Consider the following 25984-nt stretch of genomic DNA (forward strand, 5'->3'; position numbering starts at 1 on the left):
CCGCTCGACCTACGGGGGCGGGTCCGGCGCCTCGACCTCGCCCTTGCGCTGGAGCTGAAGGGCCACGAACCAGCACAGCGACGCCCAGGCCGCCCCCATGCACCAGCCGGCGACGACGTCGCTCGGCCAGTGGACGCCGAGATAGATCCGGCTCGCCCCGACCAGCAGCGTCATGGCCACGCCGATGGTGAGCGCCAGCGCCTTCACCCTCCGCGACGGGTCGATGCGCGCGAGCAGGATCGCCAGGGTCAGGTAGGCCACCGCCGACATCATGGCGTGGCCGCTCGGGAAGCTCGCGGTGAACACTTCCATGCCGTGGGGCACGAGGTCGGGCCGCGGGCGGGCGTAGAAGCCCTTGAGAAGCGTCGAGACGATCTCGCCGCCGCCGACCGCCGCGATCACGAACCATCCGATCCGCTGGCGGCCGGAGAGAATCAGGTAGGCGGCGACCGACACCGTCAGGAAGACGATGGTGAAGACGCTGCCGAGCCCGGTGATGTCGCGCATCGTCTCCTCGAGCCAGGGCGGCCCGATCGGATCGGAGAGGTCGGCGGGATTGCGCAGGGCGACGAGGATCTTGCGGTCGAGCGCCGCCGTCGAGCCCTCGCCGACCTCGTCGGCCAGGTAGAAGAAGCCGTAGCCGAGGGTGCTCGCGACGAGCAGCGCCGCCAGCGGGCCGATCTCGTTGAGCCGCAGGCGGCGCCAGGCTCCGGCGGCGTGCCCGGCGAGTGCGTGGCCCGGCAGCCTGCTGAGGCGTGAGTGGGCGTCCATCAGCGGTTCTCCCCGAATCGCAGGCGCCCGCGCGGCTCCCAGGGCCCGCCGAGGTAGCGCCAGAGCAGCAGGGCCGGCGCCGTGAAGCGGAACGGCACGAACTCCGCCTGCAGGGCCGCGTGAAGCGCGCGGGCCTCGGCCGGATCGACCTTGTTCTGGACCGTGACGTGCGGGCGCCAGCCCTGCGCGTCCTGCGCCGTCAGCCGCCCCGCGAACAGGCCGGCGATGCGCCCCCGCAGCGCCGCCAGCGCCGGGCTCTCGAGGACGTAGGCGACGCCGCGCCCGGTGAAGCGGACGCCCGTCACCGCCACCTCCGGGGGCGCCTCGGCCCGCGCCAGGGCGCTGCCGGCCTCCAGGATGCCGCGCTCGTCCTCGCCGGGCAGGTAATGGAACAGGGTCGCGTGGGCGGGGATGTGGTTGCGGGCGGCCGGGAAATGCCGCTGCCGCAGGGCATCGAAGCGCGCGAAGGTCCCGGAATCCATCTCCAGGGTCAGGATCAGGGGCGGCGCCTCGGGAAGCGGAGGGGGTGCGGTGTCGGCCATGGTGCGCCGGGAAAGATGGCGCCCGAACGGCCGAGTTCCAGCCGTGCCCGGAAATGCTCTACAGAGCCCGGCGATGATCGGATGGCGCAAGCGCTGGGGCACGGTCCATGCCGGCCGGGACGGGTGGCTCTTCCTGACGGGAGGGAGCAACCGCGTCATGGACCAGTACGGTGGGGGCCTGCGCCGCTGGTGGCACCTGCGCGCCTGGGCGCGGCTGATCGAGGCGCGGGGCCGGCGGGCGGCCCGCTCCGGCATCCGCTGCCTGCACGTGATCGTGCCCGAGAAGCTCTCGGTCTACGAGGACCTGACGGTCGACCTTCCCTACGATCCCGCCCGCGCCTCGACGCGCCGGCTCGCCCGGCGGCTCGCCCGCGCGCCGGCCTATCTCGACCTGCTCGGGCCCTTCCGGGCCGCCCGCCACGCGGGGCCGCCCCTCTACCTGAGGACGGACACCCACTGGACGCTCGACGGCTGCTACCTCGCCTATACGCAGATCATGCGGGCGCTCGCGGCGGTGCCGCCGCCGGACCTCGCGGAGCGCCCGCGCTTCGAGGCGGAGCGCCTGATGGATCTCGGCGGCAAGGTGCCGGGCCGGCCGCTGGAGACCGTCGCCCACTGGGACCTCCAGCGCGACGCGGTGCGCGTCCATTCCGGGGCGCTGGTGGCGGCCTACGAGGCGGAGGGCCGCGCCGAGGCGCTCCATGTCGGCGCCCACGTCGTCTACCGCAACGCGTCGCCCGGCGCCGATCCGCGCCGGGTGGTGCTGTTCGGCGATTCCTACGCGCATTTCACGCCGATCCTGCTCACCGGCCTGCTGGCGGAGAGCTTCGCGGAGGTGCACTTCGTCTGGTCGGCCAATCTCGACTGGGACTACATCGAGCGCGTGCGGCCGGACATCCTGCTTTTCGAGCTCGCCGAGCGCTTCCTGGCGCGGCTGCCGCGGGACGACTACAGCGTCGAGGCGGCCCGGCGCGCGCCGGGCTGACTACTCCGTGACGTTGCCGATGCGCAGGTCCTCGGCGGCACGGTCGAGATCCATCGCCGCATAGTTCGGCGGCACCGCCGTGATCGCCAGCGCGGCCACGAGCAGGGCGGCGAGGCCCATCAGCACCAGGGTCGTCTGGTGGGGCCGCTGGCGTCTGGCATGGATGAGGGCGCAGCCGGCCGTGAACAGCGCCGCCTCGGCGAGGGGGATGCTCAGCGCGATGGCCATCTCTCGGGTCCTGTTTCCGAATCCGGTCTGCGGTCTCGACAACGCCGCCGCGGGTGCAGCGTTCGCATCTCTCAGGTCGTCACGCTTACCGCGGCCGCCGATCTCCGCAAGACCGGCGCCACGACGGTGACGCAACCGTGCCCTCGACGCAGCGCAGGCGCGCCTTAGATCGAGCCCATGCGCCCGACCGTCTTCGCCATCGTCCTCCTCTGCGCGTCGCTTCCGCTCGCCGGCCCCGCCGGGGCGCAGACGGCCGTCAAGCTCCAGGGAACCTGCGAGCGGCTGGTCATCGCCGACCAGGATGCCGGCGCGGCCTGCGACGGGACCCTCTCGAACCTGGTCTCGCGCAACCGCACGAGCTTCGACTTCACGACGAAGGACGGGCGCAGCCTCAGCTTCTCCGGCAACGGCTTCCAGCAGGAGCGCACCGAGGAGACCGATCCGCTCCAGCCGATCAACCTCGTCGTCACCGGCAGCCGCACCGGTGAGGGCGTCGCCCAGACCACGGCGCTCGCCATCGGAGCCTGCCGCTTCACCACGCCCGAGCCCGGCCGCACCGGCATCCTCTGCGAGGCGAAGAGCCCCGACGGCAAGCTCTACGCGGGAAGCTTCAACACCGCCGCGAAGCCGGCAACGGGGGCGACGTCCCCCTGAAGTTCGAGGTCCGGCCAAGCTTCGCCGCCGGGCTGGTCAGGACCGGCCGACGGTACCATGTTACGCAGGCTCTGGGCCGGTGCCCGGACCGGCCCGAACGCGGCCTGTGAAGAACGGCCCCGCGCCCGCGAGGACAACATGCTCAACGAAGCCAGCGTATCCGGCTCGCCGGCAGGCGCTCCCGAGGCGGTGAAGGACGTCACCACCGCGAGCTTCCGCCAGGACGTGATCGCCGAATCGATGAAGCGCCCGGTGCTGGTCGATTTCTGGGCGCCCTGGTGCGGGCCCTGCAAGCAGCTCGCCCCGGTCATCGAGAAGGCCGTGGCCGCGACGGGCGGCGCGGTCGCCCTCGTCAAGATGAACATCGACGAGCATCCCTCGATCGCAGGCCAGCTCGGCATCCAGTCGATCCCGGCCGTCGTCGCCTTCGATCGCGGCCAGCCCATCGATGCCTTCATGGGCGCGCAGCCGGAATCGCAGGTGAAGGCCTTCGTCGAGCGCCTCGCCGGCCCCTCGGGCCCGAGCCAGATCGACACGCTGATGGAGGAGGCCGCCCGCCTCGTCGGCGAGGGCGACCTGCCCGGCGCCTCGGAGATCTACGCCGCCGTGCTCGGCCAGGAGCCCGACAACGTCGCGGCGCTCGCCGGCCTCGCCAAGATCCAGCTCGATGCCGGCGAGATCGAGAACGCACGGCAGGTGCTGGCCATGGTGCCGGAGGCGAAGGCTAACGATCCGGTGCTGGCCGGCGTGCGCGCCGCGCTGGAGCTTGCCGAGCAGGCAGCCTCCCTCGGCGATCTCGGCGCCCTCCAGGCGGAGGTCGACCGCAACCCGGACGCGCATCAGGCCCGGTTCGATCTGGCGCTCGGCTTCAATGCCCGCAACGAGCGGGACGCGGCCGTCGACCAGCTCGTCGAGATCGTGCGCCGCGACCGGACCTGGAACGAGGACGGCGCGCGCAAGCAGCTCCTTCAGTTCTTCGAGGCCTGGGGACCGATGGACCCGGCCGCGATCCGCGGACGGCGCAAGCTCTCGACGCTCCTGTTCTCCTGACGGAGCGCGCCCCGAGGGAGGCATCATGAGCACGCATGCGGGCTACAAGGGCCCGGCCGACTGCCCGGCAGTGATCCCCGTGTTCCCGCTGCCCGGCGCCCTGCTGCTGCCGCGGGGGCAGATGCCGCTCAACATCTTCGAGCCGCGCTACCTCGCCATGGTGGACGACGCGCTGCGGGGCGACCGCATCATCGGCATGATCCAGCCGGACGCCGAGGGCGGCGGCGCGCCGATGGCGCCGAAGCTTTACCGGGTCGGTTGCGCCGGCCGCCTGACCCAGTTCGCGGAGACGGGCGACGGACGCTACCTCATCCAGCTCACCGGAGTCGCCCGCTTTCGCATCGAGAGCGAGCTGGCGACGACGACCGCCTATCGCCGCTGCCAAGTCTCCTATGACGCCTTCCCGACCGATTTCGAGGCGCGGGCCGGCGAGGAGGCCGTGGACCGCGAGGGCGTGCTCGACGCCCTGCGCAAGTTCGTCGATTCGAACGAGCTGAAGGTCGACTGGGCCGGCATCGACGAGGCCCCGAACGAGGCCCTCGTCAACGCGCTGTGCATGATGAGCCCCTTCGGCGTCCGCGAGAAGCAGGCGATGCTGGAGGCGATGGACCTCAAGACCCGCGCGGAGGTCTTGATCGCGGTCACCGAAATGGAGTTGGTGCGCGGCGGCGGCTCGGGCTCCGAGCCGACCCTTCAGTGACCGGGAGCTGAGAGAGATGTCAGACGAGACCAACCGCCCCGTCGAGGCGACCCGCGTCGACCCGAAGCTCCTCGAGATCCTGGTCTGTCCCCTGACCAAGGCGACGCTGGAATACGACGCCGATCGCCAGGAGCTGATCAGCCGCCAGGCCAAGCTCGCCTATCCGATCCGCGACGGCATCCCGATCATGCTGCCGGAGGAGGCGCGCCCGCTCACCGACTGAGCGGACGCGAACCCGGTCAGGCCGCCACGGCCGGATGCGCGTGGCGGGCGTAGAGGAACTCCAGCACCTCCGCCCGGCAATGGGTGTAGGTCGGGTCCTCGACGAGCTCCAGGCGCTTGCGCGGCCGGGCGAGCGGCACCGGCAGGATCTCGCCGATGGTCGCGGCGGGCCCGTTCGTCATCATCACGATGCGGTCGGAGAGCAGCACGGCCTCGTCCACGTCGTGGGTGATCATGATGACGGTGTTCCGCAGCCGCACCTGGATCTCCATGAGCTGATCCTGGAGATGGGCGCGGGTCAGCGCGTCGAGCGCCCCGAACGGCTCGTCCATGAGCAGCACTGTCGGCTCCATGGCGAGCGCCCGGGCGATGCCGACGCGCTGCTTCATGCCGCCGGAGATCTCGTGCGGGCGCTTGTCGGCGGCGTGCATCATGTTCACGAGCGCGAGGTTGTGCTCGATCCAGGCGGCGCGCTCCGCGCGGCTCTTCTTGCCGGCGAGCACCTTGTCGACGGCGAGCGCCACGTTCTCGCGCACCGTCAGCCAGGGCAGCAGCGAGTGGTTCTGGAACACCACTGCCCGCTCCGGGCCGGGGCTCGACACCTCCTTGCCGTCGAGGAGGACGGCGCCGGTCGAGGCCTTAAGCAGCCCGGCGACGATGTTGAGGACCGTCGACTTGCCGCAGCCCGAATGGCCGATGATCGAGACGAACTCGCCCTTCGATATCTTGAGGTTCACGTCCCGCAGCACCTCGCTGGTGCGGCCGCCGCGGGTGAAGCTGATGCCGACCTGCGAGAGGTCGAGATGGGCGGGGGATGCCGTCATGATGCTCTCCCTCAGGCTGCGCTGGTGCCGCGGGTGACGAGGCGGCCGAGGCCGGCCACCACGCGGTCGAGGAGGAAGCCGATCGCGCCGACATAGACGAGCGCGACGATGATCTCGGAGATGTGCGAGGAGTTCCAGGCGTCCCAGATGAAGAACCCGATGCCGACGCCGCCGATCAGCATCTCCGCCGCGACGATCGCGAGCCAGGACAGGCCTACGCCGATGCGCAGCCCGGTGAAGATGTAGGGCGCGGCCGACGGCAGCATGATCTTCCAGAAGAACTCGATCGGGTTCAGCCGCACCACCGCGGCGACGTTGCGGTAGTCCTGCGGGATGTTGCGGATGCCGACTGCGGTGTTGATGATGATCGGCCAGACCGAGGTGATGAAGATCACGAAGATCGCCGAGGGCTGGCCGTCGCGGAAGGCGGCGAGCGACAGCGGCAGCCAGGCGAGCGGCGGGATCGTGCGCAGCACCTGGAAGATCGGGTCGAGGCCGCGCATCGCCCATTCCGACTGCCCGACGAGGGTGCCGAGCAGGATGCCGACCACGGTGGCGATGGCGAAGCCCACCGCCACGCGCTTCAGGCTCGCCAGGATGTGCCAGAACAGCCCCTTGTCGGTGCCGCCGTTGTCGAAGAACGGGTTGGCGATGACGTCCCAGGCGTCGGTCAGCACCCGCGAAGGGGCGGGCAGGCCGGCGCCCGGCCGGTTGCAGGCAAGCTCCCAGAACAGCAGGAACAGGGCGAGGACCACGACCGGGGGAACGATCCGGGCAAGGACGCCCCTGATCCGGGCCATGGTGACGAGCGGGGCGCGGGCCGGCTTGGCGGCGGCTTCGCTGCGGGCGGTGCCGAGGGTGGCGGCGGGACTGGCGGCCATCACGCGATCCTCTTGATGCCGAGGCTGGCGAGGTAGGCGGCCGGATCGGCGGGGTCGAAGACCTTGCCGTCGAACATCGTCTCCTTGCCGCGGGAGGTGGAGGTCGGCACGCTCGAGACGCCGAGCGTCTTGGCGGCCTCGCGCCAGAGGTCCTCGCGGTTGACCTTGCCGATGAGCGCCTTGGTGTCGGTGGTCGGCTCGAACTTGCCCCAGCGCATCCCCTCGGTGAGGAACCAGAGGTCGTGGCTCTGGTAGGGATAGGCGGCGTTGTCGGCCCAGAACTTCATGATGTGCGGGCTGTTCTCGACGACGCGGCCGTCGCCGTAGTCGAAGCGGCCCTTCATCCGGTCCGTCACGTCGGCGACGGGCACGTTGATCCACTGGCGCTTGGCCACGATGCCGGCGAGCTCGTCGCGGTTCTCCGGCTTGTCGCACCACTGCTGGGCTTCCATCACCGCGAGCAGCAGCGCCTTGGCGGCGTTCGGGTACTTGTCGACCCAGGCGGCGCGGAGCGCGAAGGACTTCTCGGGGTGGTTGTTCCAGAGCTCGCCCGTGGTCAGCGCCGTGTAGCCGATGCCCTGATTGATGAGCTGTGCGTGCCAGGGTTCGCAGACGCAGAAGCAGTCCATGGTGCCGACCTTCATGTTCGCCACCATCTGCGGCGGCGGCACGACGATCGTCTCCATGTCCTTGTCCGGGTCGATGCCGGCGGCGGCGAGCCAGTAGCGGATCCAGAGGTCGTGGTTGCTGGCTGGGAAGGTCATCGCCGCCTTCACCGTCTTGCCGGAGGCCTTCTTGCGTTCGATGGCCGCCTTGAAGGACTTGGCGTCGACGGTGACCTTGTCGGGCGCGTACTCCTTGGCCACCGAGATGCACTGGCCGTTCAGGTTCAGGCGGCCGAGGATATACATCGGCGTCGGGACGTTGTTCTGCGTCACCTTGCCGGCGCTGATGAGGTACGGCATCGGCGTCAGGATGTGGGCGCCGTCGATGCCGTTGCCCTCGGAGCCGAGCACGAGATTGTCGCGGGTGGTGCCCCAACTCGCCTGCTTCATCACCTCGACGTCGGGCATGCCGTACTTGGCGAAGAGGCCCTTCTCCTTGGCCACGAACAGCGGCGCCGCGTCGGTGAGCGCAATGAAGCCGAGCTTGGCCCCCTTCACCTCCGGCCCGCTCCCTTGCGCGAAGGCGCCGCCCGGCAGCGCGAGGCGCGCCGCCGTCGTGAGCGTCAGGGCCGCCGCCGTCCCCTTGAGGAGCGTCCGCCGCGTGGTCGACTCACCGTTCCGCATCGAAGCCTGATCCCGTCAGCAAGAGGTTCGGCCTCCGCGCGGGCGCGCACGCCATGACGCCAGCCCGTCCGGGGGCTCGCGATACGGCTCGCTCGGCGGCGTTGCCGGCGGAGGCGGCCCGTCGCCATTGACGGACAAGTGGGTTGAGCACGATCCATGCCAGCCTCCACGGAGGGGCACAGTCTCCCGCAGCGGTCGTCGGCCCCCTCTGCGCGCGAGGCAGGCACGCCTAAAATTTCAGCAGAACGGTCGGGATGACGCCGTCGGGCGGTCGCGGATGGGCAATCCGCCCGGGTCGCCGTATCAGCCGCTGCATGACCGCTCGACCGACCGCTTCCGCACCTGCCGTCCCCGCGCCCGCCTCGGCGCGACGCATCCTCGCGGCGAGCTTCGTCGGCACGGCGATCGAGTTCTACGACCTCTACGTCTACGCCACCGCCGCGGCGCTGGTGATCGGCCCGGCCTTCTTCCCGCCCGGCGCGCCGGGGGTGCAGACGCTCTCCGCCTTCGCGACCTTCGCCATCGCCTTCTTCGCGCGTCCGATCGGGGCGGCGGCCTTCGGGCATTTCGGCGACCGGGTCGGGCGCAAGGCGACGCTCGTCGCCTCCCTGATGATCATGGGCGTCTCGACGGTGCTGATCGGCTGCCTGCCGACCTATGCGCAGGCGGGCTGGCTGGCGCCGGCGATGCTCTGCGTGCTGCGCTTCGGGCAGGGCCTCGGGTTCGGCGGCGAGTGGGGCGGGGCGGCGCTGCTGGCCGTCGAGAACGCCCCGCCGGGGCGGCGGGCCTGGTACGGCATCTTCCCGCAGCTCGGCGCGCCGGCGGGGTTCCTCGCCGCGAACCTCTGCTTCCTCGGCCTACGCCTTGGGCTCGACGAGGCGAGCTTTTCCGCCTGGGGCTGGCGCGTCCCGTTCCTCGCCTCGGCGGCGCTCGTCGGCGTCGGGCTCTACGTGCGCCTGCGGCTGACCGAGACGCCGCTCTTCGCCGCCGCCCTGGCGCGGGAGGCGCCGGAGCGGGTGCCGCTCGCCGTCATTTTCGGCCGCCACCTGCGCGCCACCGTGCTCGGGACGCTGGCGATGATCGCCTGCTACGCGACCTTCTACCTCTGCACCGTCTTCGCCCTCGGCTACGGCACGGGGACGCTCGGTTACGCCCCCTCGACCTTCCTGCTGTTCGAGTGCGTCGCCGTCTGCTTCCTGGCGCTCGCCATCCCGCTCTCCGGGGCGGCGGCGGACCGTTTCGGACGCCGCCCCGTGCTGATCGCGGGGCTCGCCGCGACGCTGGCGCTGGGCCTCCTGCTCGGGCCGATGCTCGGCTCCGGCCGGACGCCGCTCGTGCTCGGCTTCCTGTGCCTCGGGCTCTTCGCCATGGGCTGGCTGTTCGGGCCGATGGGCGCTCTCCTGCCGGAGCTGTTCCCGACGCGGGTGCGCTACACGGGCGCCTCCGTAACCTACAACCTCGCGGGCATCCTCGGCGCGTCGGCCGCGCCCTACCTCGCTCAGCGGCTGACGGAGTGGGGCGGGATCGCCTGGGTCGGCGCCTACCTCGCGGCGGCCGCCGCGGCGAGCCTCGTCGCGGTGGTGCTGATGCCGGAGACCGCCCGCGCCGAGGTCTAGCCGCGCTTGTCGAGGGGCCGGCCGAGCAGCCGCGCGAACTCGGCCTCGATCTCCTCCACCGAGAAGGGGTTCGGTGCCTTCGCAGGCTCCTTGGGGGCAGGTTCCCTGGGCGCCGTCTCGGGGACGGGCGGCTTGGGCTCCGGCGCGACCGGCTTCGGAGCCGGTTGAACGGGCGTCTCGGCGGCCGGCGCGGTCGCCGGAGACACGGGCTCGGCGGCCTTCTCCTGCGGTTCCGGCGGCTTCGCCGTCGGCAGATCCGACTTGGGTTCGACCTTGGCCTCGATCTTGGCCTCGGGCTTCGCTGCGGACTTCGTTTCGGTCCTGGGCTCCACCGGCCCGCGCGCGGGCTCCGGCTTCTTCTCGACGGCCAGCGGCGCGGACGGCGTCGGCTGTGCCTTGGCCTCCGGCTTCGAAGCGGAAGTCTGGGGCTGCGCGCTCTCCGGCGCTGCGGTGGCGGCCATGGCGGCCGCCATCGGATCGATCGCGGCCGGGGCTGCCGGCGTCGGGGCGGGGGCCTCGGGCGGTGCCGGCTCGGCGGGCACGCGGGAGGCGGGCGGCGGCGTCACGGCCGAGGCGGGGCGGCGCAGGGCGACCTCGAGCTGGCGCGCCATGTCCGACAGGATCGCCGCGTCGACGTTGCGCCGCCCGGGCGCCGAGATCGGCGGCGCCGGGGATACCTCGTCCTGCTGCGCCGGCGGCGTGGGGGCATCCAGGAAGGACGGCTCGGCGCGGACCCGCTCGGAGGCGACGTCGGGGCGCGGGTTCACCAGGGGCGGTGTCGAGCGGCGCAGCATGCGGCGGGCGGCCTCCTGACGGACGCTGCCGGCGGGTATGGCCGGCTCCGGCGCCTCCGCCGGCTCATGCGCGGCCGCAGGCTGCGCGGGCACGGTCCAGGGCGCCGGCTCGGCCGGCACCGCGACCTCGACGGGCGGGGGCAGGAACTCGGCCTCGGACCGGCGCGGGGAGGGCAGCCCCGGCTCCTCGAACGGCGGCGGCTCCGGCCGGCGGGCTTCGATCTCGGCGTGCTCCGGAGCGCGCACCGGCTCGGCCACGTCCTCCCGCAGCACCGTCTCGCTCGGCAGGCGCTGGCCGCGCTGGATGTTGCGCTCGATCACCACGTCGTTCGGCCCGCCGACGAGAAGCAGATGCTCCACGTTGTCCCGCCGCAGCAGGATGAGCTGCCGCTGCCGGTCGAGCTCGTACACGTCGACGATGCCGAGCCGCGGCTGGCGGCTGCGCTGCCCGGCCCGCACGGCGCGGTTGCCGCCTCCACCCAGGCGCCGGACGACGAGCACGCCGGCTGTCAGCACGCCGAGGATCACGAGGAAGATGACGAGGAACTGGAGGACGAAGGAACCGTCCGAGCCGAAGAACGAAGACAAGGCCGTCGTCTCTCGCTACCGGGGCGCGACCCCCACACAACCCGCGAGGAGACATTACCACGGCCGTCGCGGGCCGGGCGATCAAGCTTAAGACTTCGTTAACGCGATCCCGCGAAATCCCCGTTTTTGGCGGTCTTAACGGCGCGTTAACCATGGACCCGGCAGATTTTGCCGGCCGCGGCGATGCCCTCCACGGCCCCGTGCAAGGACGCCCGCCGTGGCCGTCACCGATCTGCCCATCCTCGGCATGCTGCGCACCCGGATGCAGTGGCATCAGGCGCGCCAGAAGGTCATCGCCGAGAACGTGGCCAATGCCGACCTGCCGGGCTTCAAGCCCCGCGACCTCGTCGCGCCCCGCTTCGACCGGGCGACCGGCGCGGTCTCCGGACAGGGCGGCGTCGGCATGGCCGCCACGGAGGCCGGCCACATCGTCCCGGCGGGCGCCGAGGCGCCGGTCGGCGAGACCCGCCGTGCGAAGGGCTTCGAGGTCCGCCCGAGCGGCAACGGCGTCAATCTCGAGGAAGAGATGATGAAGGCCGGCGACAACCAGGCGGACTACCAGCTCGCGGCCTCGCTCTACCAGAAGAGCCTCGACGCCCTGAAGATCGCCGTCGGCAAGCGCTGACCGGACCTAGCGAGACGGAGCGCCCGCCATGGAGTTCATGAAGTCCCTCTCCATCGCCGTGTCCGGGCTCAAGGCCCAGTCCGGGCGCATGCGCGTCATCGCCGAGAACATCGCCAACGCGGACTCGGCCCCCTCCGGTCCGAACGCCGAGCCCTACCGGCGCAAGATCCCGACCTTCAGCCAGCATTTCGACGCCGAGACCGGCGCGACGCTGGTCGGGACCGGCCGCGTGCGCCGCGATCCCTCGGCCTTCCGCACGAAGTACGACCCCGGCAACCCCGCCGCCAACGCCAAGGGCGAGGTGCTGATGCCGAACGTCAACTCGCTGATCGAGAACATGGACATGCGCGAGGCCCAGCGCTCCTACGAGGCGAACCTCAACATGATCAGCACTACGCGCAAGATGATCTCCCGCACCCTCGAGATCCTGAAGTAGGAGCGCCGCCATGGCTTCGAGCAGCTTCGCGGCGGGCGCCTACGCCGCCATCCAGGGGGTCGGCGGCGGCGTGAAGCCCCCCGCCCGCGTCCAGGCCACGCAGGGCGCCGGCGACGGGTTCTCCTCGCTCCTCGGCTCGGCCCTGGAGAACGTGGGCGACGCCGGCCGCAAGGCCGACCAGCAGGCGCTCTCCGTCGCCGCCGGCAAGGCCAACGTGGTCGACGTCGTCACCGCGGTCGCCGAGAGCGAGACCGCCCTCCAGACCCTCGTCGCCGTGCGCGACCGCATGATCTCCGCCTACGAGGAGATCATGCGGATGCAGATCTGAGCCGTCCACGCCCCCGCTCGATCCCGCGCTTTACAGGACATCCAGCCGATGACCGGCCTCGCCATCCTCGACGTCGCCCGCGACGGCATCTTCGTGTTCCTCAAGGTCTCGGGGCCGATGATGATCGTCGCCCTCGTCATCGGGCTCGCGGTCTCGCTGCTCCAGGCCCTCACGCAGGTGCAGGAGCAGACGCTGATCTACGTGCCCAAGATCGTCGCCGTCTTCGCCACACTCCTCATCACGATGCCCTTCATGGGCGACGCGCTCGCCGGCTACATGACCCGCATCGCCGCCCGCATCGCGGCCGGCGGCTGAGGCTGCTATGAGGCGGCATGAACCTGCTGCTGCCGGAGATCGCGGCGGCCTACCTGCTCACCTTCGCGCGGGTGGGCACGCTGATCATGCTGATGCCGGGGCTCGGCGAGCAGCTCGTCTCGGCGCGCCTGCGCCTCGCCTTCGCGCTGCTCGTCTCGCTGGTGCTGTTCCCGATGGTGCGCCCGCTGCTGCCGGTATCGGGCGCGGGGCCGGGCTCGCCGGCGCTCGTCGCGCTCCTGTTCGGGGAGACGCTGATCGGGCTGATGCTGGGGCTCACGGTGCGGATGCTGCTCGCCGCGCTCCAGACGGCGGGGCTCATCATCTCGCAGAACCTCGGCCTGTCCTACGCGATGACCGTCGATCCGACGATGGGCGGGCAGCAGGCGGCGATCGGCAACTTCCTGGTCCTGCTCGGCACGACGCTGATCCTCGTCACCGACCTGCACCATCTCGCCCTCGACGCCATCGCGCACAGCTATCAGGTGCTGCCGCCGAGCGGCGCGCCGGGCATGGGCGAGGCGGCGATGCTGGCGCTCAGGGCGGTCGCCCGGGGCTTCAGCCTCGCCGTGCAGATCGCCGCGCCCTTCATCGCCTTCGGCATCCTGTTCAACCTCGGCCTCGGGGTGCTCTCCCGGCTGATGCCGCAGTTCCAGGTGTTCTTCCTCGGCATGCCGGCCTCGATCCTGATCGGCATGCTGATCCTCGCCGGCTCGCTCGGCGTGCTGATGAGCGTCTTCCTCGACGACATCGGCCGGTACCTCGCGGAGTTCGCCGGCCGCTGAGCCTGGAGGCCTGAGCGATGGCCGAGGGGACCGACGACGAGGACAAGACCGAGGAGCCGACACAGCGGCGGCTCGATCAGGCGATCGAGCGCGGCGACGTCGCCAACTCCGTCGAGATCAACACCTTCCTGATCCTCGGGGCCTTCACCCTGGGGCTGCTGCTCGCCGCCGGGCCGATCTCGCAGGCGATGACGGCGAGCCTGCGCGGCTTCCTCGCCCATCTCCACGACGTTCCCGCCGACGCCCGCGGCTTCCAGGACGCGGGCCTGCGCGCCGGGATCGTCTGGATGAAGGCGCTCGCCATTCCCGCCGGGCTCTCGATCGTCGCCGCGATCGCCGCGGGCCTCCTCCAGCACCCGATCGTGTTCTCGGCCCAGTCGCTCGGCCTCAAGTTCGAGCGGGTCTCGCCCATGGCCGGCGCCAAGCGCCTGCTCGGGCCGCAGGCCTTCGTCCAGTTCGGCAAGGGGCTCGCCAAGGTCGGCATCGTCGGCGTCGTCGTCGGCACCATCCTCTGGAACGACCGCGACCGGCTCGAGGTCTTCGCCCGGCTCGACCTCGCCGCCTGCCTGCCCGCGGTCCTCGGCATCGCCGTGAAGCTGATGGGCGGCGTGCTCGCGATCTTCCTCGTCATCACGCTCGCCGACGCGTTCTACCAGCGCCACACCTGGCGCAAGCGCCTGCGCATGTCGAAGGAGGAGATGAAGCAGGAGCACAAGGAGAGCGAGGGCAGCCCCGAGGTGAAGGGCCGCATGAAGCAGATCCGCGCCTCGCGGGTGCGGAAGCGCATGATGGCCGCGGTGCCGACCGCCACCGTCATCGTCACCAACCCGACCCACTATGCGGTGGCCCTGCGCTACGAGGCGGGCATGGAGGCACCGATCTGCGTCGCCAAGGGCGTCGACTCCCTGGCGCTGCGCATCCGCGCCATCGCCGCCAACCACGACGTGCCGGTGCTGGAGAACCCGCCGCTCGCCCGCGCGCTCCACGCCACCGTCGACATCGACGAGCCGATCCCGCCGGAGCACTACAAGGCGGTCGCCGAGGTGATCGGCTTCGTGATGCGCATGCGCCGCCGGGCCGCATGACGGTACCCGCGCCGGTGTGAGACGGGGAAAGCCGTCGGAGGGCGCGGCGAAGGCACGGTTTATCCACCCTTGCTTCCGCGTTATGGGCGAAGGTCGAACAGGATGATCGCGGCGCCCCTCGGCGCCCGGTGGTGGAACGGGCCAGATGGCTGATCTCATGGGACAAGCGGGTCCCGTCTCGGGCTCGATCGACCGCTCGGAGCGGCCGGGCCGCGTCGGGCTGCTCCTGATCCTGGCGGGGCTCCTCGTCGGGGCGGCGGTCGGGCTGTCCTTCGTGGCGAGCGAGCAGGCTCAGACGATCATCGTCTGGCTGCTGGCGCTGCTCGCCATGGCCGGCGTGTTCTTCCTGTTCGCGCTCGCCATCGGCGCGATCCAGCTCAGCGGCCAGGGTGCCCGCGACGACATCACCAAGGCGATCGTGGACGCCGCCCCCGAGGCGGCGGTGGTGATGGAGGAAGGCGGCCGCCTGATCTACGCCAACGAGGCCTATCTCGGCATCGCCGGCGGCGACACCTTCACGAACCTGCGGCCGGTGGAGCGCATCTTCGTCGGCTCGCCGGAGGTCTCGGAGGCGATCTACCGGCTCGCGCAGGGAGCGCGCGACGGGCGCAGCCACACCGAGGAGGTGCGGATGTCGCCGCCGCCCGGCGGCCGGCCCGAGCGGGACTTCGCCTGGTACCGCATCTCCGTGCGCCCGCTCGCCCGGCCGCGCCGGCCGGCGACCCTCTGGACCGTCGACGACATCACCCACGAGCGCGAGCGCCAGGAGAACGTCTTCCAGGAGCTCCAGCACGCGATCGACTATCTCGACCACGCGCCGGCGGGCTTCCTCTCGATCGATCCGGACGGCTCGATCGTCTACATGAACGCGACGCTCGCCTCCTGGCTCGGCTACGACCTCGCCACCGTCGGCCCCGGCGGGCCGCCGCTCGCCGAGATCGCGCCGGGCGTCGAGCACATCGTCTCGGCGGCGGGCTCGCCGGGCGAGGTCCGCACCGACCGCTACGACCTCGACCTGCGTCGCCGCAACGGGCACTCCCTGCCGGTGCGGTTCTATCACCGGGTCGCCTTCGGCAACGACGGCAGGCCCGGCCCCTCGCGGACCTTCGTGATCAACCGCTCGGCGGGCGCCGATTTCGACGAGCCGCAGCGGGCGGCCGAGGTGCGGCTGGCCCGCTTCCTCAACAGCTCGCCCATCGCCATCGCCACCCTCGACGGGGCCGGGCGCATTGCGCGCGCCAACGTCTCCTTCGGGCGCCTGTTCGGCACCATGCCGCGCCAGGCCATCGACGGGGCCGCGCCGGAGATGTCGCCCGTGCCCGTCATGGGCGAGGCCGTGGTCGAGCGCGACCGCCCGGCCCTGGAGGCTGCGCTGGCGCGGGCCGCCGGCGGCATCGGCGAGACGCAGCCCCTGGAAGTCTATCTCGAAGGGCCCGGCAACCGCACCGCCCGCGTCTGGCTGAGCCCGGCCGGCGGCGAGGGGCCCGCGGCCGGCGGCGGCGAGGGGGACGGGGAGCGCATCATCCTCTACGCCCTCGACACCACCGCCCAGCGCCAGCTCGAGCAGCAGATCGCGCAGACCCAGAAGATGGACACCGTCGGCCAGCTCGCCGGCGGCATCGCCCACGACTTCAACAACGTCCTCCAGGCGATCATCGGCTACTCCGACCTGCTGCTCGCGGGCCGCAAGGCGTCCGACCCCGCCTTCCAGGACATCATGCAGATCAAGCAGAACGCGAACCGGGCGGCGGGCCTGGTGCGCCAGCTCCTCGCCTTCTCGCGCCGCCAGACCCTGCGGCCGGAGGTGATGAACGTCGGCGAGGCGCTCTCGGAGCTGACGCTGCTGCTCAAGCGCCTGCTCGGCGAGCGCGTCGACCTGGAGCTCAAGCACGGCCGCGAGGTCTGGCCCGTGAAGGCCGACGTGAACCAGTTCGAGCAGGTGATTGTGAACCTCGCGGTCAACGCCCGCGACGCCATGCCCGGCGGCGGACGCCTTCTGATCCGCACCGTCAACGTGCCCGATGCTGGCCCCGACGCCGGTCCGGAGACCCGCGACGGCGCCCCGAAGGGCGACCACGTGCTCATCGAGGTGCGCGACACCGGCGAGGGCATCCCGCCCGAGATCATGGAGAAGATCTTCGAGCCGTTCTTCACGACGAAGGAGATCGGCAAGGGCACCGGGCTCGGCCTCTCGACCGTGTTCGGGATCGTCAAGCAGAGCGGCGGCACCGTCGACGTGCGCTCCCAGGTCGGTGAGGGCACCGCCTTCCGCATCTACCTGCCCCGCCACGTGCCGACCGCCGAGGAGCTCGAGGCGGAGGCTCCTCGCGAGACCGTTCCTGGCCTGCCGCCCGCCGGCACGGAGGCGCTTACGGCGGCGCCGGCCAAGCGCAGGCCCGCCGCCGACCACACCGGCCAGGGCACCATCCTGCTCGTCGAGGACGAGGACCCGGTCCGCGCGGTCAACAGCCGCGCGCTCTCCGCCCGCGGCTACACGGTGCTGGAGGCGGCCTCCGGCATCGAGGCCCTGAGGATCGTCAGCGAGGGCGAGCACACGATCGACCTCGTGGTCTCGGACGTGGTGATGCCGGAGATGGACGGCCCGACCCTGCTCCGCGAGATCCGCAAGCACCAGCCGACCCTGAAGGTCATCTTCGTGTCCGGCTACGCCGAGGACGCCTTCCGCAAGAACCTGCCCGAAGGCGAGACCTTCAACTTCCTGCCCAAGCCCTTCAGCCTCAAGCAGCTCGTCGAGACCGTGAAGCAGACCATGTCGGAGTGAGGAAAGGGCGTGGAAATCGTCTGCGCCCTCCTTGCTCGATGAGAACAAAAAGAGTACAGAATGGCCATCGGCGGCGCATTGAGAACGGCGTCCGCACCATGCATAAGGATGCGTGCCTATGGCCCAGAGCGCAGCGAAAGTGGTGGATTTTCCCGGCATGGACAAGGACAAGTCGAAGGCAATCGACGCGGCGCTGTCCCAGATCGAGCGGGCCTTCGGCAAGGGCTCGATCATGCGGCTCGGCAAGAGCGACAAGGTCGCCGAGGTCGAGACGGTCTCCACGGGCTCGCTCGGCCTCGACATCGCGCTGGGCGTCGGTGGCCTGCCGCGCGGGCGCGTCATCGAGATCTACGGGCCGGAATCGTCGGGCAAGACGACGCTCGCCCTCCACACCATCGCCGAGGCCCAGAAGAAGGGCGGCGTCTGCGCCTTCGTGGACGCGGAGCACGCCCTCGACCCGGTCTACGCGCGCAAGCTCGGCGTCAACCTCGACGACCTGTTGATCTCGCAGCCCGACACCGGCGAGCAGGCGCTGGAGATCACCGACACCCTGGTGCGCTCCGGCGCCATCGACGTGCTCGTGGTCGATTCGGTCGCCGCCCTGACGCCGCGGGCCGAGATCGAGGGCGAGATGGGCGATAGCCAGCCCGGCCTTCAGGCGCGCCTGATGAGCCAGGCCCTGCGCAAGCTCACCGGCTCGATCTCGCGCTCGAAGTGCATGGTGATCTTCATCAACCAGATCCGCATGAAGATCGGCGTCATGTACGGCAGCCCGGAGACGACGACCGGCGGCAACGCGCTGAAGTTCTACGCCTCGGTGCGGCTCGACATCCGCCGCATCTCGACGATCAAGGACCGGGACGAGGCCATCGGCAACCAGGTCCGCGTCAAGGTCGTCAAGAACAAGGTCGCGCCGCCCTTCAAGCAGGTCGAGTTCGACATCATGTTCGGCGAGGGCGTGTCGAAGGTCGGCGAGCTGATCGACCTCGGCGTCAAGGCCGGCATCGTTGAGAAGTCCGGCGCCTGGTTCTCCCATTCGAGCCAGCGCCTCGGCCAGGGCCGCGAGAACGCCAAGGGCTTCCTGCGGGACAATCCCGACATCGCGGCGAAGATCGAGGGGGCGATCCGCCAGAACTCCGGCATCGTCGCCGAGCGCATCCTGGAGAACGCCAAGCCCACCGAGGACGACCTCGACGAGGGCGAGGCCTGAAGATCCCCGAAGCGTGAGAAAGCAGAAGCCGCCGCGAACCCTCGCGGCGGCTTCTTCGCGCCGGGTCAGGCCGAGTAGGGCAGGATCTTGATGAACAGGCCCCAGAACACCAGCAGGATGCCGAGAAGCGACACGCACCAGACGGCGGAGCGCACCTTTGGGATGCCGAAGCCGTAGACCGGCAGGTAGACGAGCCGCGCGAAGAAATAGAGATAGGCCCCGTACACGACGGCGGTGTTGTGCCGGCCGGTCACGGCGCAGGCGAGGACGAGGGCCGCGAAGATCGGGAAGGTCTCGAGGAAGTTCTTCGAGGCCCGCTCCAGCCGGGCGGCCGCCCCCGTCACCTCCGGCGTCGGCCCCTCGCGGTTGCCCGCCGCCCACGGGAAGCCGCCCCGCTGGTTCAGGCCGCCATAGGCCGCCGCGAGGATGTGGACGAGGCCGAGCAGGCAGGACCAGGCGAGCAGTCTGATCTCGACGGGCATGCAGGGTGTCTCCGTGATCGAAAGGGCGGGAAACGGCGCGCCGGGGTCGGCACGCCGCTCGTGACTTGCGCCGCCGCGCTCCTTAAGAGGGCGGAACAGGCAGGGCTCGGCCGTTCGGCCGGGCCGGCGATCCGGCCCGACGGGCCGCGGGACGATGACAGAGTCGATGCGATGAGCGGCGTCAACGAGATCCGGTCGACCTTTCTCGACTACTTCGCGGCCGCCGGCCACACGCCGGTGCCGTCCTCCTCGCTCGTGCCGAAGAACGACCCGACGCTGATGTTCACGAACGCCGGCATGGTGCAGTTCAAGAACGTCTTCACCGGCGTCGAGCGGCGCCCCTACAGCCGCGCCACCACCGCGCAGAAATCCGTCCGCGCCGGCGGCAAGCACAACGACCTCGACAACGTCGGCTACACCGCCCGGCACCTGACCTTCTTCGAGATGCTCGGCAACTTCTCCTTTGGCGACTACTTCAAGGCCGAGGCGATCGAGCTGGCCTGGAACCTGATCATCAAGGAGTTCGGCCTCCAGAGGGACAAGCTCCTCGTCACCGTCTACGCGGACGACGAGGAGGCGGCGGGCCTCTGGCGGCGCATCGCCGGCTTCTCTGACGAGAAGATCATCCGCATCGGCACCTCCGACAATTTCTGGCAGATGGGCGACACCGGCCCCTGCGGCCCCTGCTCGGAGATCTTCATCGACCGTGGGGAGGCGTTCGCCGGAGGACCTCCCGGCTCGCCGGACGAGGACGGCGACCGGTTCCTGGAGTTCTGGAACCTCGTCTTCATGCAGTACGAGCAGATCCAGCCCGGCAACCGGCAGCCGCTGCCGCGTCCCTCGATCGACACCGGGATGGGGCTCGAGCGCATGGCCTCGATCCTCCAGGGCGTCCCGACGATCTACGAGACCGACCTGTTCCGCAGCCTCATCGACGCCGTCGCCCATGCCGTGGGCAAGGCGCCGGAGCCGGCGAGCGCCGCCTCCTACAAGGTCGTGTCCGACCACCTGCGCTCCACCGCCTTCCTGGTCGCGGACGGCGTGCTGCCCTCGAACGAGGGCCGCGGCTACGTGCTCCGGCGGATCATGCGCCGCGCCATGCGCCACCTCGAGCTTCTCGGCGCCCGCGAGCCGACCATGTACCGCCTCGTGCCGACGCTGGTGCGCGAGATGGGTCAGGCCTATCCCGAGCTCGGGCGGGCCGAAAGCCTGATCTCGGAGACGCTGCGCCTCGAGGAGACGCGCTTCCGCCGCACCCTGGAGCGCGGCCTCTCAATCCTCGAATCCGAGACCCGCGATCTGTCCTCCGGCCAGAACCTCTCCGGCGAGACCGCCTTCACGCTCTACGACACCTACGGATTTCCCCTCGACTTGACGCAGGACGCGCTGAAGTCCCGCGGCATCGGCGTCGACACGGCGGCCTTCGACGCAGCCATGGAGCGCCAGCGCCAAGCCGCCCGCGCGGCCTGGACCGGTTCCGGCGAGGCGGCGACCGAGACGGTCTGGTTCGGCCTGCGCGAGCGCCTCGGCGCCACCGAGTTCCTGGGCTACGAGACCGAGAGCGCCGAGGGCATCGCGGTGGCTTGCCTGCGGGAGGGCGCCGAGACCGCCGCGCTCGAGGCCGGCCAGAGCGGCCTCGCCCTCTTCAACCAGACGCCCTTCTACGCCGAGTCCGGCGGTCAGGTCGGCGATACCGGCACGCTCTCAGGCCCGGGCCTGAAGGCGCGGGTGACGGGCACCGAGAAGAAGCTCGGCGACCTCTTCGTGCACCACGTCACCGTGGACGAGGGGCGCCTCGCGTCGGGCCAGGCGGTCGAGCTGAAGGTGGATCACGCCCGCCGCAGCGCCATCCGCGCCAACCACTCGGCGACGCATCTCCTGCACGAGGCCCTGCGGCAGGTGCTCGGCGACCACGTCGCCCAGAAGGGCTCCCTAGTCTCGGCCGAACGCCTGCGCTTCGATTTCAGCCATCCGAAGCCGATCGAGGAGGCCGAGCTGCGCCGCGTCGAGGAGATCGCCAACGCGGTGCTTCTCCAGAACGCGCCGGTCGTCACCAAGCTGATGGCCGTGGACGAGGCGATCGAGTCCGGTGCCCGCGCGCTCTTCGGCGAGAAGTACGGCGACGAGGTCCGCGTCGTCTCCATGGGCCGGCCCGTGGACGATGAGGGCGTCGAGGCCGAGGGCGGGCGCCTGCCGAACTTCTCCATCGAGCTCTGCGGCGGCACCCACGCGCAGCGCACCGGCGACATCGGCGTCATCTCCGTCGTCGGCGAGAGCGCGGTGGCGGCGGGCGTGCGCCGCATCGAGGCGCTCACCGCCAACGCCGCCCGCCGCCATCGCGCCGAGGAGAGCCGGACGCTTCAGTCCCTCGCCGGCCTCCTCAAGGCGCCCGTCGCCGAGGTCCCCGAGCGGCTGTCGGGTCTGATCGAGGACCGACGCCGCCTGGAGCGCGAGCTTGCCGATGCCCGCCGCAAGCTCGCCATGGGCGGCGGCGGCAGCGGCGGAGGCGCCGACGCGCCCCGCGAGATCGCCGGCGTCAAGCTGATGGCCCGCGTCGTCGAGGGCGTCGAGATGCGCGACCTCAAGAGCCTCGCCGACGAGGGCAAGACCCGCCTCGGCTCCGGCATCGTCGCCATCGTCGGCGTCGCGCCGGACGGCAAGGCCGGCCTCGTCGTCGGCGTCACCGAGGATCTCACGGGCCGCCACGACGCGGTCGCGCTGGTCCGGGCCGGCGCCGAGCATCTCGGCGGCAAGGGCGGCGGCGGCCGCCGCGACCTCGCCCAGGCCGGCGGCCCGAACGGCGCCGGCGGCCAGGCCGCCCTCGACGCCATCGTCCAGGCCCTCGAAGCCGCCGCCTGAGGCGATCCCGCATCCGCGCAGACGACACGATTTGAAGCTGCGCCTCGCCGCCGCGCTCCCGGGCCTGTCCCTCGCCGCGCCGGCCTCCGGCGCCCCTGCCCAGGAGCCCGCGCCGCGGGTCGTGCCGACGCCGGAGGCGCAGGTTAGCGTGCCGGCCGGGGTGACGATCCTGGTGAAGTCGGTCACGGTCGGGCCGGATGCGACGGTGCGGACCCATCTCCTCCGCCTCAAGGTCGCGGCGGCCCGGATGTCGACGCGGGGCCTCGGCGAGGCGCGCCCCGTCGCGCCGAACGCGCAGGCCGACGGATCGGACGATCCCGCCGGGCGCCAGCGCAACCGGCGGGTGGAGTTTCTGATCGGCGAGGCCGGGCGCTGAGGCCGGAGCCTCAGTTCACCTTCTTCCAGGTCTGGCGCTTGCAGAACACGCCCATCACGCAGCCGGCGACCTCGATGGTGCCGGGGCCGGTGATCTTGAGCGAGCCGGAATAGGTCTTGCCGTCCTTGGGGTTGTAGAGCGTGCCCTCGTAGCCCTCGCCGCTCGCCGTCGGCGCGTTGACGATCTGCACGCCGACGACGCTGCGGCCGCGGAGCGCCGGATCGGGGTTGTGCTCGTCGATGCCCTTGCCCGAGGTGCTGGCGATGACCCCGCAATAGCCCGCGCCGCAGCGGGAGAGCCGCACCTTCGAATCGCCCGTCTGGGTCAGCCACAGCCCGGAGGCGTCCGCGCCCTTCTGCGCGGCGGCGGGAAGCGTGGCGATGAGCGCGGCGAGCGCCGCGGCCGCAAGGACACGGGGTTTGAGCATCGAGGGTTCCTCCCGAGGGCCGCATCGTCGCGCGCGGCCTGCCGGCCCGGCTTAGAACATGGCGGGGGAAAGGGGAATTCGGGTTTCCGGAAACGTGCTGCGCGACCAATGACGTAGGGGTGCCGGCTGTCTCAGTGGGCGTGTCCCCGGCGTCGCGCGGGGCTCAGCGGCTGCCGCGGGCGAGGACGGCGCCCTTGTAGGTCTCGGCGACCTCGCAGAAGGGCACGCCCTCGGCGGTCGAGAGCACCGCGTCGAGGGCGAGGACCGGCGCGTCGAAGCCCGGGCTCTCCTCCGGTGCGCCGGTCCAGAGGCGGCGGTGCGAGAGGTTCTGACGGCGCGGGGCGAGCGGCCGCACCACCCGCCCGAACGGGGCGTCGGTGGTCGCCAGCACGGCGTTCATCTCCGGCGTCAGGCGGGAGGGGACGTACCAGTTGTCCGCCTCGGAGAGCACGTAGGCACCGCAGGAGAGCCGCACCCGCCGGTAGGCGACCGGCTCCTCCAGGCCGATGGCGAGCCGCGCCCGCTGGGCCGGCGCGATCGGCTTGACGATGCCCGGCACCCGCTGGGCCACGAGCCGCGCCTCGGCGGCCATGCCGCGCTCGGCGCACCAGGCTTCCAGCACGGCGGTGGCGCTCGGGGCCCCGGCGAGGCGGGCGCTCAGGCGCTCGATCGCCGCGCCGGCGGTCTCCGTCGTTTGCGCAGCCCTGTCCGCAGCCGCCTTGGCGCTCGTCTCCGGCGCCATCGCCCGTGTCTCCGCCTGTGCCGCCGTGTTCGTGAGGAGCATGACCGTCGCCACAGCCAGGATGCGGCGCGTCATGCGCGGCAACCCCCCGTTCCGCGCTGCGATAAGCCCTCTGCAGGCAAAGGTCGAGCGGGCGAGGGGGCGTTCGGTGAAGAGACGAGGGAGAGAATGGTGGAGCCTAACGGGATCGAACCGATGACCTCTTCCATGCCATGGAAGCGCTCTCCCAGCTGAGCTAAGGCCCCACTCATGCGCGGCGGTCTGGTAGGGTTCCGCCCCGTTCGCCGGAGGCCCGTGGGCCGGCGGCGAGGGCGGTTCTATAGTCGGCGCCGGGCCGGGACTCAACCCCTTTTCTCGCGCTTTCTTCGCGTTTCGCGTCACGCCGTGCGGGTGTGGATCTCGACGAGGAAGAGCCGGCTCGGCGGGCCGGCGGTCTGGGCGATGTCGAGGGCGTTGGCGCCGTCGCGCAGCGCCCGGATCGGGACGGCGCAGGCCCGGTAGGGCAGGCCAGGGTCCTGGTCGACGCCGGGCACGCCCGTGTCGTTGGCGGGCGCCAGAGGCTCGCCGTTGAGCCGCAGCGCGTAGGCGGCCCCCGGCGCGTCGGGGCGGCCGGCGCCGCTCACCACGTAGCGGAGCTTCGCCCCCTCCTGCCAGCCGGAGGCGGGGCGCACGGTCTCGATGCGCAGCGCGAGGCTTCGGCCCGTCTGGAGCGCGGCTGGCAGCTCCAGGCCCGGCATGCCCATGTCGTAGCCGGTGCCGAGATACCAGCACTGGGCGGGCTCCGCCGCCGCCCGCTCCGGCCGCAGATCCCGCACCCAGGCCCAGGGCGGCTCGTCGGCGGGCGAGGGCGCCTTCGATTGATTCACGTAGCGGCGCCAGTAGACGAAGTTGAACAGCGAGACCGAATCGAAGCCGTGCTGGGCTGCGAGCGCTACCACCGGCAGCATGTCGGCCCGGTCCACCTTCATCACCCCGTCCGCGTAGGGCACGCTCGTGACCTGCCGGAAGCTCTTGCCCTGACCGAGCTCCAGGGTGAGCGCCGCCCCGCCGCCGGCGGCGCGGATCGGGCCGAAATCGACGTCCTGGCTCGTGAAGGTGTGCGAGGAGATGGTGAAGCGGGAGACGCCGGCTCCCCGCAGCGCCCCCGCGTCGAGGCCGAGATCGGGCCAGGCGCGCATCTTGCCGGGCAGGCGCACCGTCAGCTCCGGGCGCTTGCCCGCGTTGACGCCCTCGTCGAGCGCGGCGCGCATCCCCGCAACGAAGCGGGTCATGATCTCCCGCCGGCGCGGCAGCGGCGTCGCGTCGGTGAAGAAGAACGGGAAGCGCATGAAGTCGAGCTCGAGCCCGGCCATCCGGTAGTTGCGCGCCACCTCGCCAAACAGCCTGAGCCGCTCGGCCACCGGCTCCGGGCGGCCCCAGTCCCAGAGGTGCTCGAAGAGCCGCTTCGGGTCGGCGTAGTCCTGGGCGCCGGGGTTCCGACGCCATTCCGGGTGCTCCATGTGGATGCGGGAGACCGAGCGCAGGCTGCCGCGCATCCACTCCGGCAGCTTCGGGTCCTTACGGCGGGCCTTATACTCGTCGGGGCTCAGCCCCGAGAGCAGGATGGCGTGGGCATCGTTGAGGCGCAGCGACACGGTGAGCGGGATCCGCCGCTTCGCGCAGGAGGAGACGTAATCGGCGAGCGGGTCGCCGCCGTCCATGACGTAGCGGTCGGCGTTGCCGGGGGGCTCGCCGAAGGTTTGCGTGAACCAGCGGTGGTGCTCGGCGGCCGGGTAGACGGTGCTCGTCCACCACGGCACCCAGCCGGTGCCGGGCTGGATCACGTAGTCGGTGATGCCCGCCCGCACCGCCTCGTCCACGGCCGCGTCGATCATCGCCGCACCGTAGGCATCGCCCGGCCGGTTGTAGGGCGAGCGGGTGTCCGGCACGTCGGTGGCGTCGTCGTTGAAGAGGATGCGCCAGGGCCGCTGCGCGCTCCGCGCAGGCCAAGGTATCAGGAGACCGCCGGCGAGCGTCGCGAGCGCCGACCGGCGGGTGAGGTGGAACGGGGGCATGGCTCGTCTCGAAGGCGGCACCGGACCGCGCAGCTAGGCCGGGCGCGGCTCCCGTCCATGCGGCGGGCTCGTCCCCTGCCGGGATCGTGACCGCGGCTGCGCCGGGATGACGGCGCACGGGACCCATGCTAACCGCGCCGCAATGATCCCGCTTCGGGAACGAACCGCGAGAGCCCCATCGACGTGTCGCACGATTCCGCCCCGTCCCCCCTCACCGCCGCGCCGGGCAACCCCCTGCGCGGGGCCTCGCGTCCGCCGGGCGACAAGTCGATCTCGCACCGGGCGATGATCCTCGGCCTGCTCGCCATCGGCGAGACGCGGATCGAGGGGCTGCTCG

General features: G+C 71.4%; 28 protein-coding genes and 1 tRNA gene. 17 read left to right on the plus strand and 12 right to left on the minus strand.

All coding sequences use genetic code 11. The features are described 5' to 3' along the window. Positions 1–9: 9 nt before the first annotated feature. Both MFF04_RS07935 and MFF04_RS07940 read right to left on the minus strand, forming a co-directional pair. Positions 10–771: a phosphatase PAP2 family protein gene (locus MFF04_RS07935; protein ID WP_238274900.1), complete on the minus strand. Its 762-nt coding sequence runs from the start codon at positions 769–771 to the stop codon at positions 10–12. Continuing rightward, the gene (locus MFF04_RS07940) at positions 771–1313 is read right to left on the minus strand and encodes a 2'-5' RNA ligase family protein (RefSeq protein ID WP_238274901.1); all 543 of its coding nucleotides are present in this window, start codon (positions 1311–1313) and stop codon (positions 771–773) included. Before MFF04_RS07940 ends, MFF04_RS07935 begins: the two co-directional genes overlap by 1 nt. 73 nt (positions 1314–1386) lie before the next feature. Between MFF04_RS07940 and MFF04_RS07945 the strand changes: the two genes are divergently transcribed. Continuing rightward, positions 1387–2298 (plus strand): alginate O-acetyltransferase AlgX-related protein, encoded by a 912-nt coding sequence (locus MFF04_RS07945; protein WP_238274902.1) that lies wholly within the window; start codon positions 1387–1389, stop codon positions 2296–2298. Here the strand turns inward: MFF04_RS07945 and MFF04_RS07950 are convergent, their stop codons facing one another. Continuing rightward, positions 2299–2526 carry a hypothetical protein gene (locus MFF04_RS07950; protein ID WP_238274903.1) on the minus strand — a complete coding sequence of 76 codons (228 nt, stop codon included), beginning with the start codon at positions 2524–2526 and terminating at the stop codon, positions 2299–2301. A gap of 177 nt (positions 2527–2703) precedes the next feature. On the opposite strand from MFF04_RS07950, the gene MFF04_RS07955 reads away from it, so the two are divergent. The 4 genes from MFF04_RS07955 to MFF04_RS07970 all read left to right on the plus strand — a co-directional run bounded on the left by MFF04_RS07955 (position 2704) and on the right by MFF04_RS07970 (position 5153). Next, on the plus strand, positions 2704–3180 hold the full coding sequence (locus MFF04_RS07955; RefSeq protein WP_238274904.1) for a hypothetical protein: 477 nt from the start codon (positions 2704–2706) through the stop codon (positions 3178–3180). A gap of 138 nt (positions 3181–3318) precedes the next feature. Next, positions 3319–4230 (plus strand): thioredoxin, encoded by a 912-nt coding sequence (gene trxA / locus MFF04_RS07960; RefSeq protein WP_238274905.1) that lies wholly within the window; start codon positions 3319–3321, stop codon positions 4228–4230. A gap of 25 nt (positions 4231–4255) precedes the next feature. Next, positions 4256–4930: an LON peptidase substrate-binding domain-containing protein gene (locus MFF04_RS07965; RefSeq protein WP_238274906.1), complete on the plus strand. Its 675-nt coding sequence runs from the start codon at positions 4256–4258 to the stop codon at positions 4928–4930. 16 nt (positions 4931–4946) lie between these two features. Further along, positions 4947–5153 (plus strand): Trm112 family protein, encoded by a 207-nt coding sequence (locus MFF04_RS07970; RefSeq protein WP_238274907.1) that lies wholly within the window; start codon positions 4947–4949, stop codon positions 5151–5153. 16 nt (positions 5154–5169) lie between these two features. Here MFF04_RS07970 and MFF04_RS07975 read toward each other — a convergent pair whose 3' ends face one another. Genes MFF04_RS07975 through MFF04_RS07985 form a run of 3 tightly spaced genes read right to left on the minus strand, consistent with a single transcriptional unit; the run spans position 5170 to position 8146 of the window. Then, positions 5170–5976, minus strand: a complete 807-nt coding sequence (locus tag MFF04_RS07975; RefSeq protein ID WP_238274909.1) for an ABC transporter ATP-binding protein — start codon at positions 5974–5976, stop codon at positions 5170–5172. Positions 5977–5987: 11 nt separating this feature from the next. Beyond that, a complete protein-coding gene (ntrB, locus tag MFF04_RS07980) occupies positions 5988–6857 on the minus strand; it encodes a nitrate ABC transporter permease (protein ID WP_238274911.1) in 870 nt (289 codons plus the stop codon). After that, positions 6857–8146 (minus strand): CmpA/NrtA family ABC transporter substrate-binding protein, encoded by a 1290-nt coding sequence (locus MFF04_RS07985; protein ID WP_238274913.1) that lies wholly within the window; start codon positions 8144–8146, stop codon positions 6857–6859. The genes ntrB and MFF04_RS07985 overlap by 1 nt, the downstream gene beginning before the upstream one ends. A 314-nt stretch (positions 8147–8460) precedes the next feature. Between MFF04_RS07985 and MFF04_RS07990 the strand changes: the two genes are divergently transcribed. After that, the gene (locus tag MFF04_RS07990; protein WP_238274915.1) at positions 8461–9762 is read left to right on the plus strand and encodes an MFS transporter; all 1302 of its coding nucleotides are present in this window, start codon (positions 8461–8463) and stop codon (positions 9760–9762) included. On the opposite strand, the gene MFF04_RS07995 is transcribed toward MFF04_RS07990, so the two are convergent. Then, entirely contained in the window at positions 9759–11144 is a 1386-nt protein-coding gene (locus MFF04_RS07995) for a flagellar biosynthetic protein FliO (RefSeq protein WP_238274917.1), read from the minus strand. The two genes, MFF04_RS07990 and MFF04_RS07995, sit on opposite strands and share 4 nt — an antisense overlap. A 217-nt stretch (positions 11145–11361) precedes the next feature. Between MFF04_RS07995 and flgB the strand changes: the two genes are divergently transcribed. The 8 genes from flgB to recA all read left to right on the plus strand — a co-directional run bounded on the left by flgB (position 11362) and on the right by recA (position 18707). Beyond that, positions 11362–11769, plus strand: coding sequence for a flagellar basal body rod protein FlgB (gene flgB, locus MFF04_RS08000; RefSeq protein WP_238274919.1), 408 nt, complete (start codon positions 11362–11364; stop codon positions 11767–11769). A gap of 28 nt (positions 11770–11797) precedes the next feature. Further along, positions 11798–12205, plus strand: coding sequence for a flagellar basal body rod protein FlgC (flgC, locus tag MFF04_RS08005; protein WP_238274922.1), 408 nt, complete (start codon positions 11798–11800; stop codon positions 12203–12205). A 10-nt stretch (positions 12206–12215) separates the two neighbouring features. Further along, a complete protein-coding gene (gene fliE / locus MFF04_RS08010) occupies positions 12216–12533 on the plus strand; it encodes a flagellar hook-basal body complex protein FliE (protein ID WP_238274923.1) in 318 nt (105 codons plus the stop codon). A 48-nt stretch (positions 12534–12581) separates the two neighbouring features. Beyond that, positions 12582–12848: a flagellar biosynthesis protein FliQ gene (fliQ, locus tag MFF04_RS08015; RefSeq protein ID WP_238274925.1), complete on the plus strand. Its 267-nt coding sequence runs from the start codon at positions 12582–12584 to the stop codon at positions 12846–12848. 17 nt (positions 12849–12865) lie between these two features. Further along, complete coding sequence (fliR, locus tag MFF04_RS08020) at positions 12866–13630, plus strand: flagellar biosynthetic protein FliR (protein ID WP_238274927.1); 765 nt, start codon at positions 12866–12868, stop codon at positions 13628–13630. A 17-nt stretch (positions 13631–13647) separates the two neighbouring features. Beyond that, positions 13648–14715 carry a flagellar biosynthesis protein FlhB gene (flhB, locus tag MFF04_RS08025; RefSeq protein ID WP_238274928.1) on the plus strand — a complete coding sequence of 356 codons (1068 nt, stop codon included), beginning with the start codon at positions 13648–13650 and terminating at the stop codon, positions 14713–14715. A gap of 145 nt (positions 14716–14860) precedes the next feature. Continuing rightward, positions 14861–17497: a cell cycle histidine kinase CckA gene (gene cckA / locus MFF04_RS08030; protein WP_238274929.1), complete on the plus strand. Its 2637-nt coding sequence runs from the start codon at positions 14861–14863 to the stop codon at positions 17495–17497. Between the two features lie 157 nt (positions 17498–17654). Continuing rightward, positions 17655–18707 carry a recombinase RecA gene (gene recA, locus MFF04_RS08035; protein ID WP_373319988.1) on the plus strand — a complete coding sequence of 351 codons (1053 nt, stop codon included), beginning with the start codon at positions 17655–17657 and terminating at the stop codon, positions 18705–18707. Positions 18708–18772: 65 nt separating this feature from the next. On the opposite strand, the gene MFF04_RS08040 is transcribed toward recA, so the two are convergent. Further along, positions 18773–19189: an MAPEG family protein gene (locus tag MFF04_RS08040; protein WP_238274931.1), complete on the minus strand. Its 417-nt coding sequence runs from the start codon at positions 19187–19189 to the stop codon at positions 18773–18775. 171 nt (positions 19190–19360) lie between these two features. On the opposite strand from MFF04_RS08040, the gene alaS reads away from it, so the two are divergent. Together alaS and MFF04_RS08050 are read left to right on the plus strand one after the other, a co-directional pair. Continuing rightward, positions 19361–22048 (plus strand): alanine--tRNA ligase, encoded by a 2688-nt coding sequence (alaS, locus tag MFF04_RS08045; protein ID WP_238274932.1) that lies wholly within the window; start codon positions 19361–19363, stop codon positions 22046–22048. A 31-nt stretch (positions 22049–22079) separates the two neighbouring features. Then, on the plus strand, positions 22080–22424 hold the full coding sequence (locus tag MFF04_RS08050) for an OmpA family protein (protein ID WP_238274933.1): 345 nt from the start codon (positions 22080–22082) through the stop codon (positions 22422–22424). A gap of 10 nt (positions 22425–22434) precedes the next feature. Here the strand turns inward: MFF04_RS08050 and MFF04_RS08055 are convergent, their stop codons facing one another. From MFF04_RS08055 to MFF04_RS08070, 4 genes are all read right to left on the minus strand, one after another. Next, a complete protein-coding gene (locus tag MFF04_RS08055) occupies positions 22435–22851 on the minus strand; it encodes a DUF2147 domain-containing protein (RefSeq protein WP_238274935.1) in 417 nt (138 codons plus the stop codon). Positions 22852–23014: 163 nt separating this feature from the next. Continuing rightward, positions 23015–23668 carry a hypothetical protein gene (locus tag MFF04_RS08060; RefSeq protein WP_306308062.1) on the minus strand — a complete coding sequence of 218 codons (654 nt, stop codon included), beginning with the start codon at positions 23666–23668 and terminating at the stop codon, positions 23015–23017. A gap of 94 nt (positions 23669–23762) precedes the next feature. Continuing rightward, positions 23763–23838: transfer RNA gene (locus MFF04_RS08065), tRNA-Ala, on the minus strand. Positions 23839–23970: 132 nt separating this feature from the next. Continuing rightward, complete coding sequence (locus MFF04_RS08070; RefSeq protein WP_238274937.1) at positions 23971–25647, minus strand: glycoside hydrolase family protein; 1677 nt, start codon at positions 25645–25647, stop codon at positions 23971–23973. 183 nt (positions 25648–25830) lie between these two features. On the opposite strand from MFF04_RS08070, the gene MFF04_RS08075 reads away from it, so the two are divergent. Then, positions 25831–25984 (plus strand): carboxyvinyltransferase (locus MFF04_RS08075; protein ID WP_505744204.1); only part of this gene is annotated, 154 nt, incomplete at its 3' end.

It is taken from the genome of Methylobacterium jeotgali (assembly GCF_022179345.1).
In the GTDB taxonomy this organism is placed as follows: domain Bacteria; phylum Pseudomonadota; class Alphaproteobacteria; order Rhizobiales; family Beijerinckiaceae; genus Methylobacterium; species Methylobacterium jeotgali.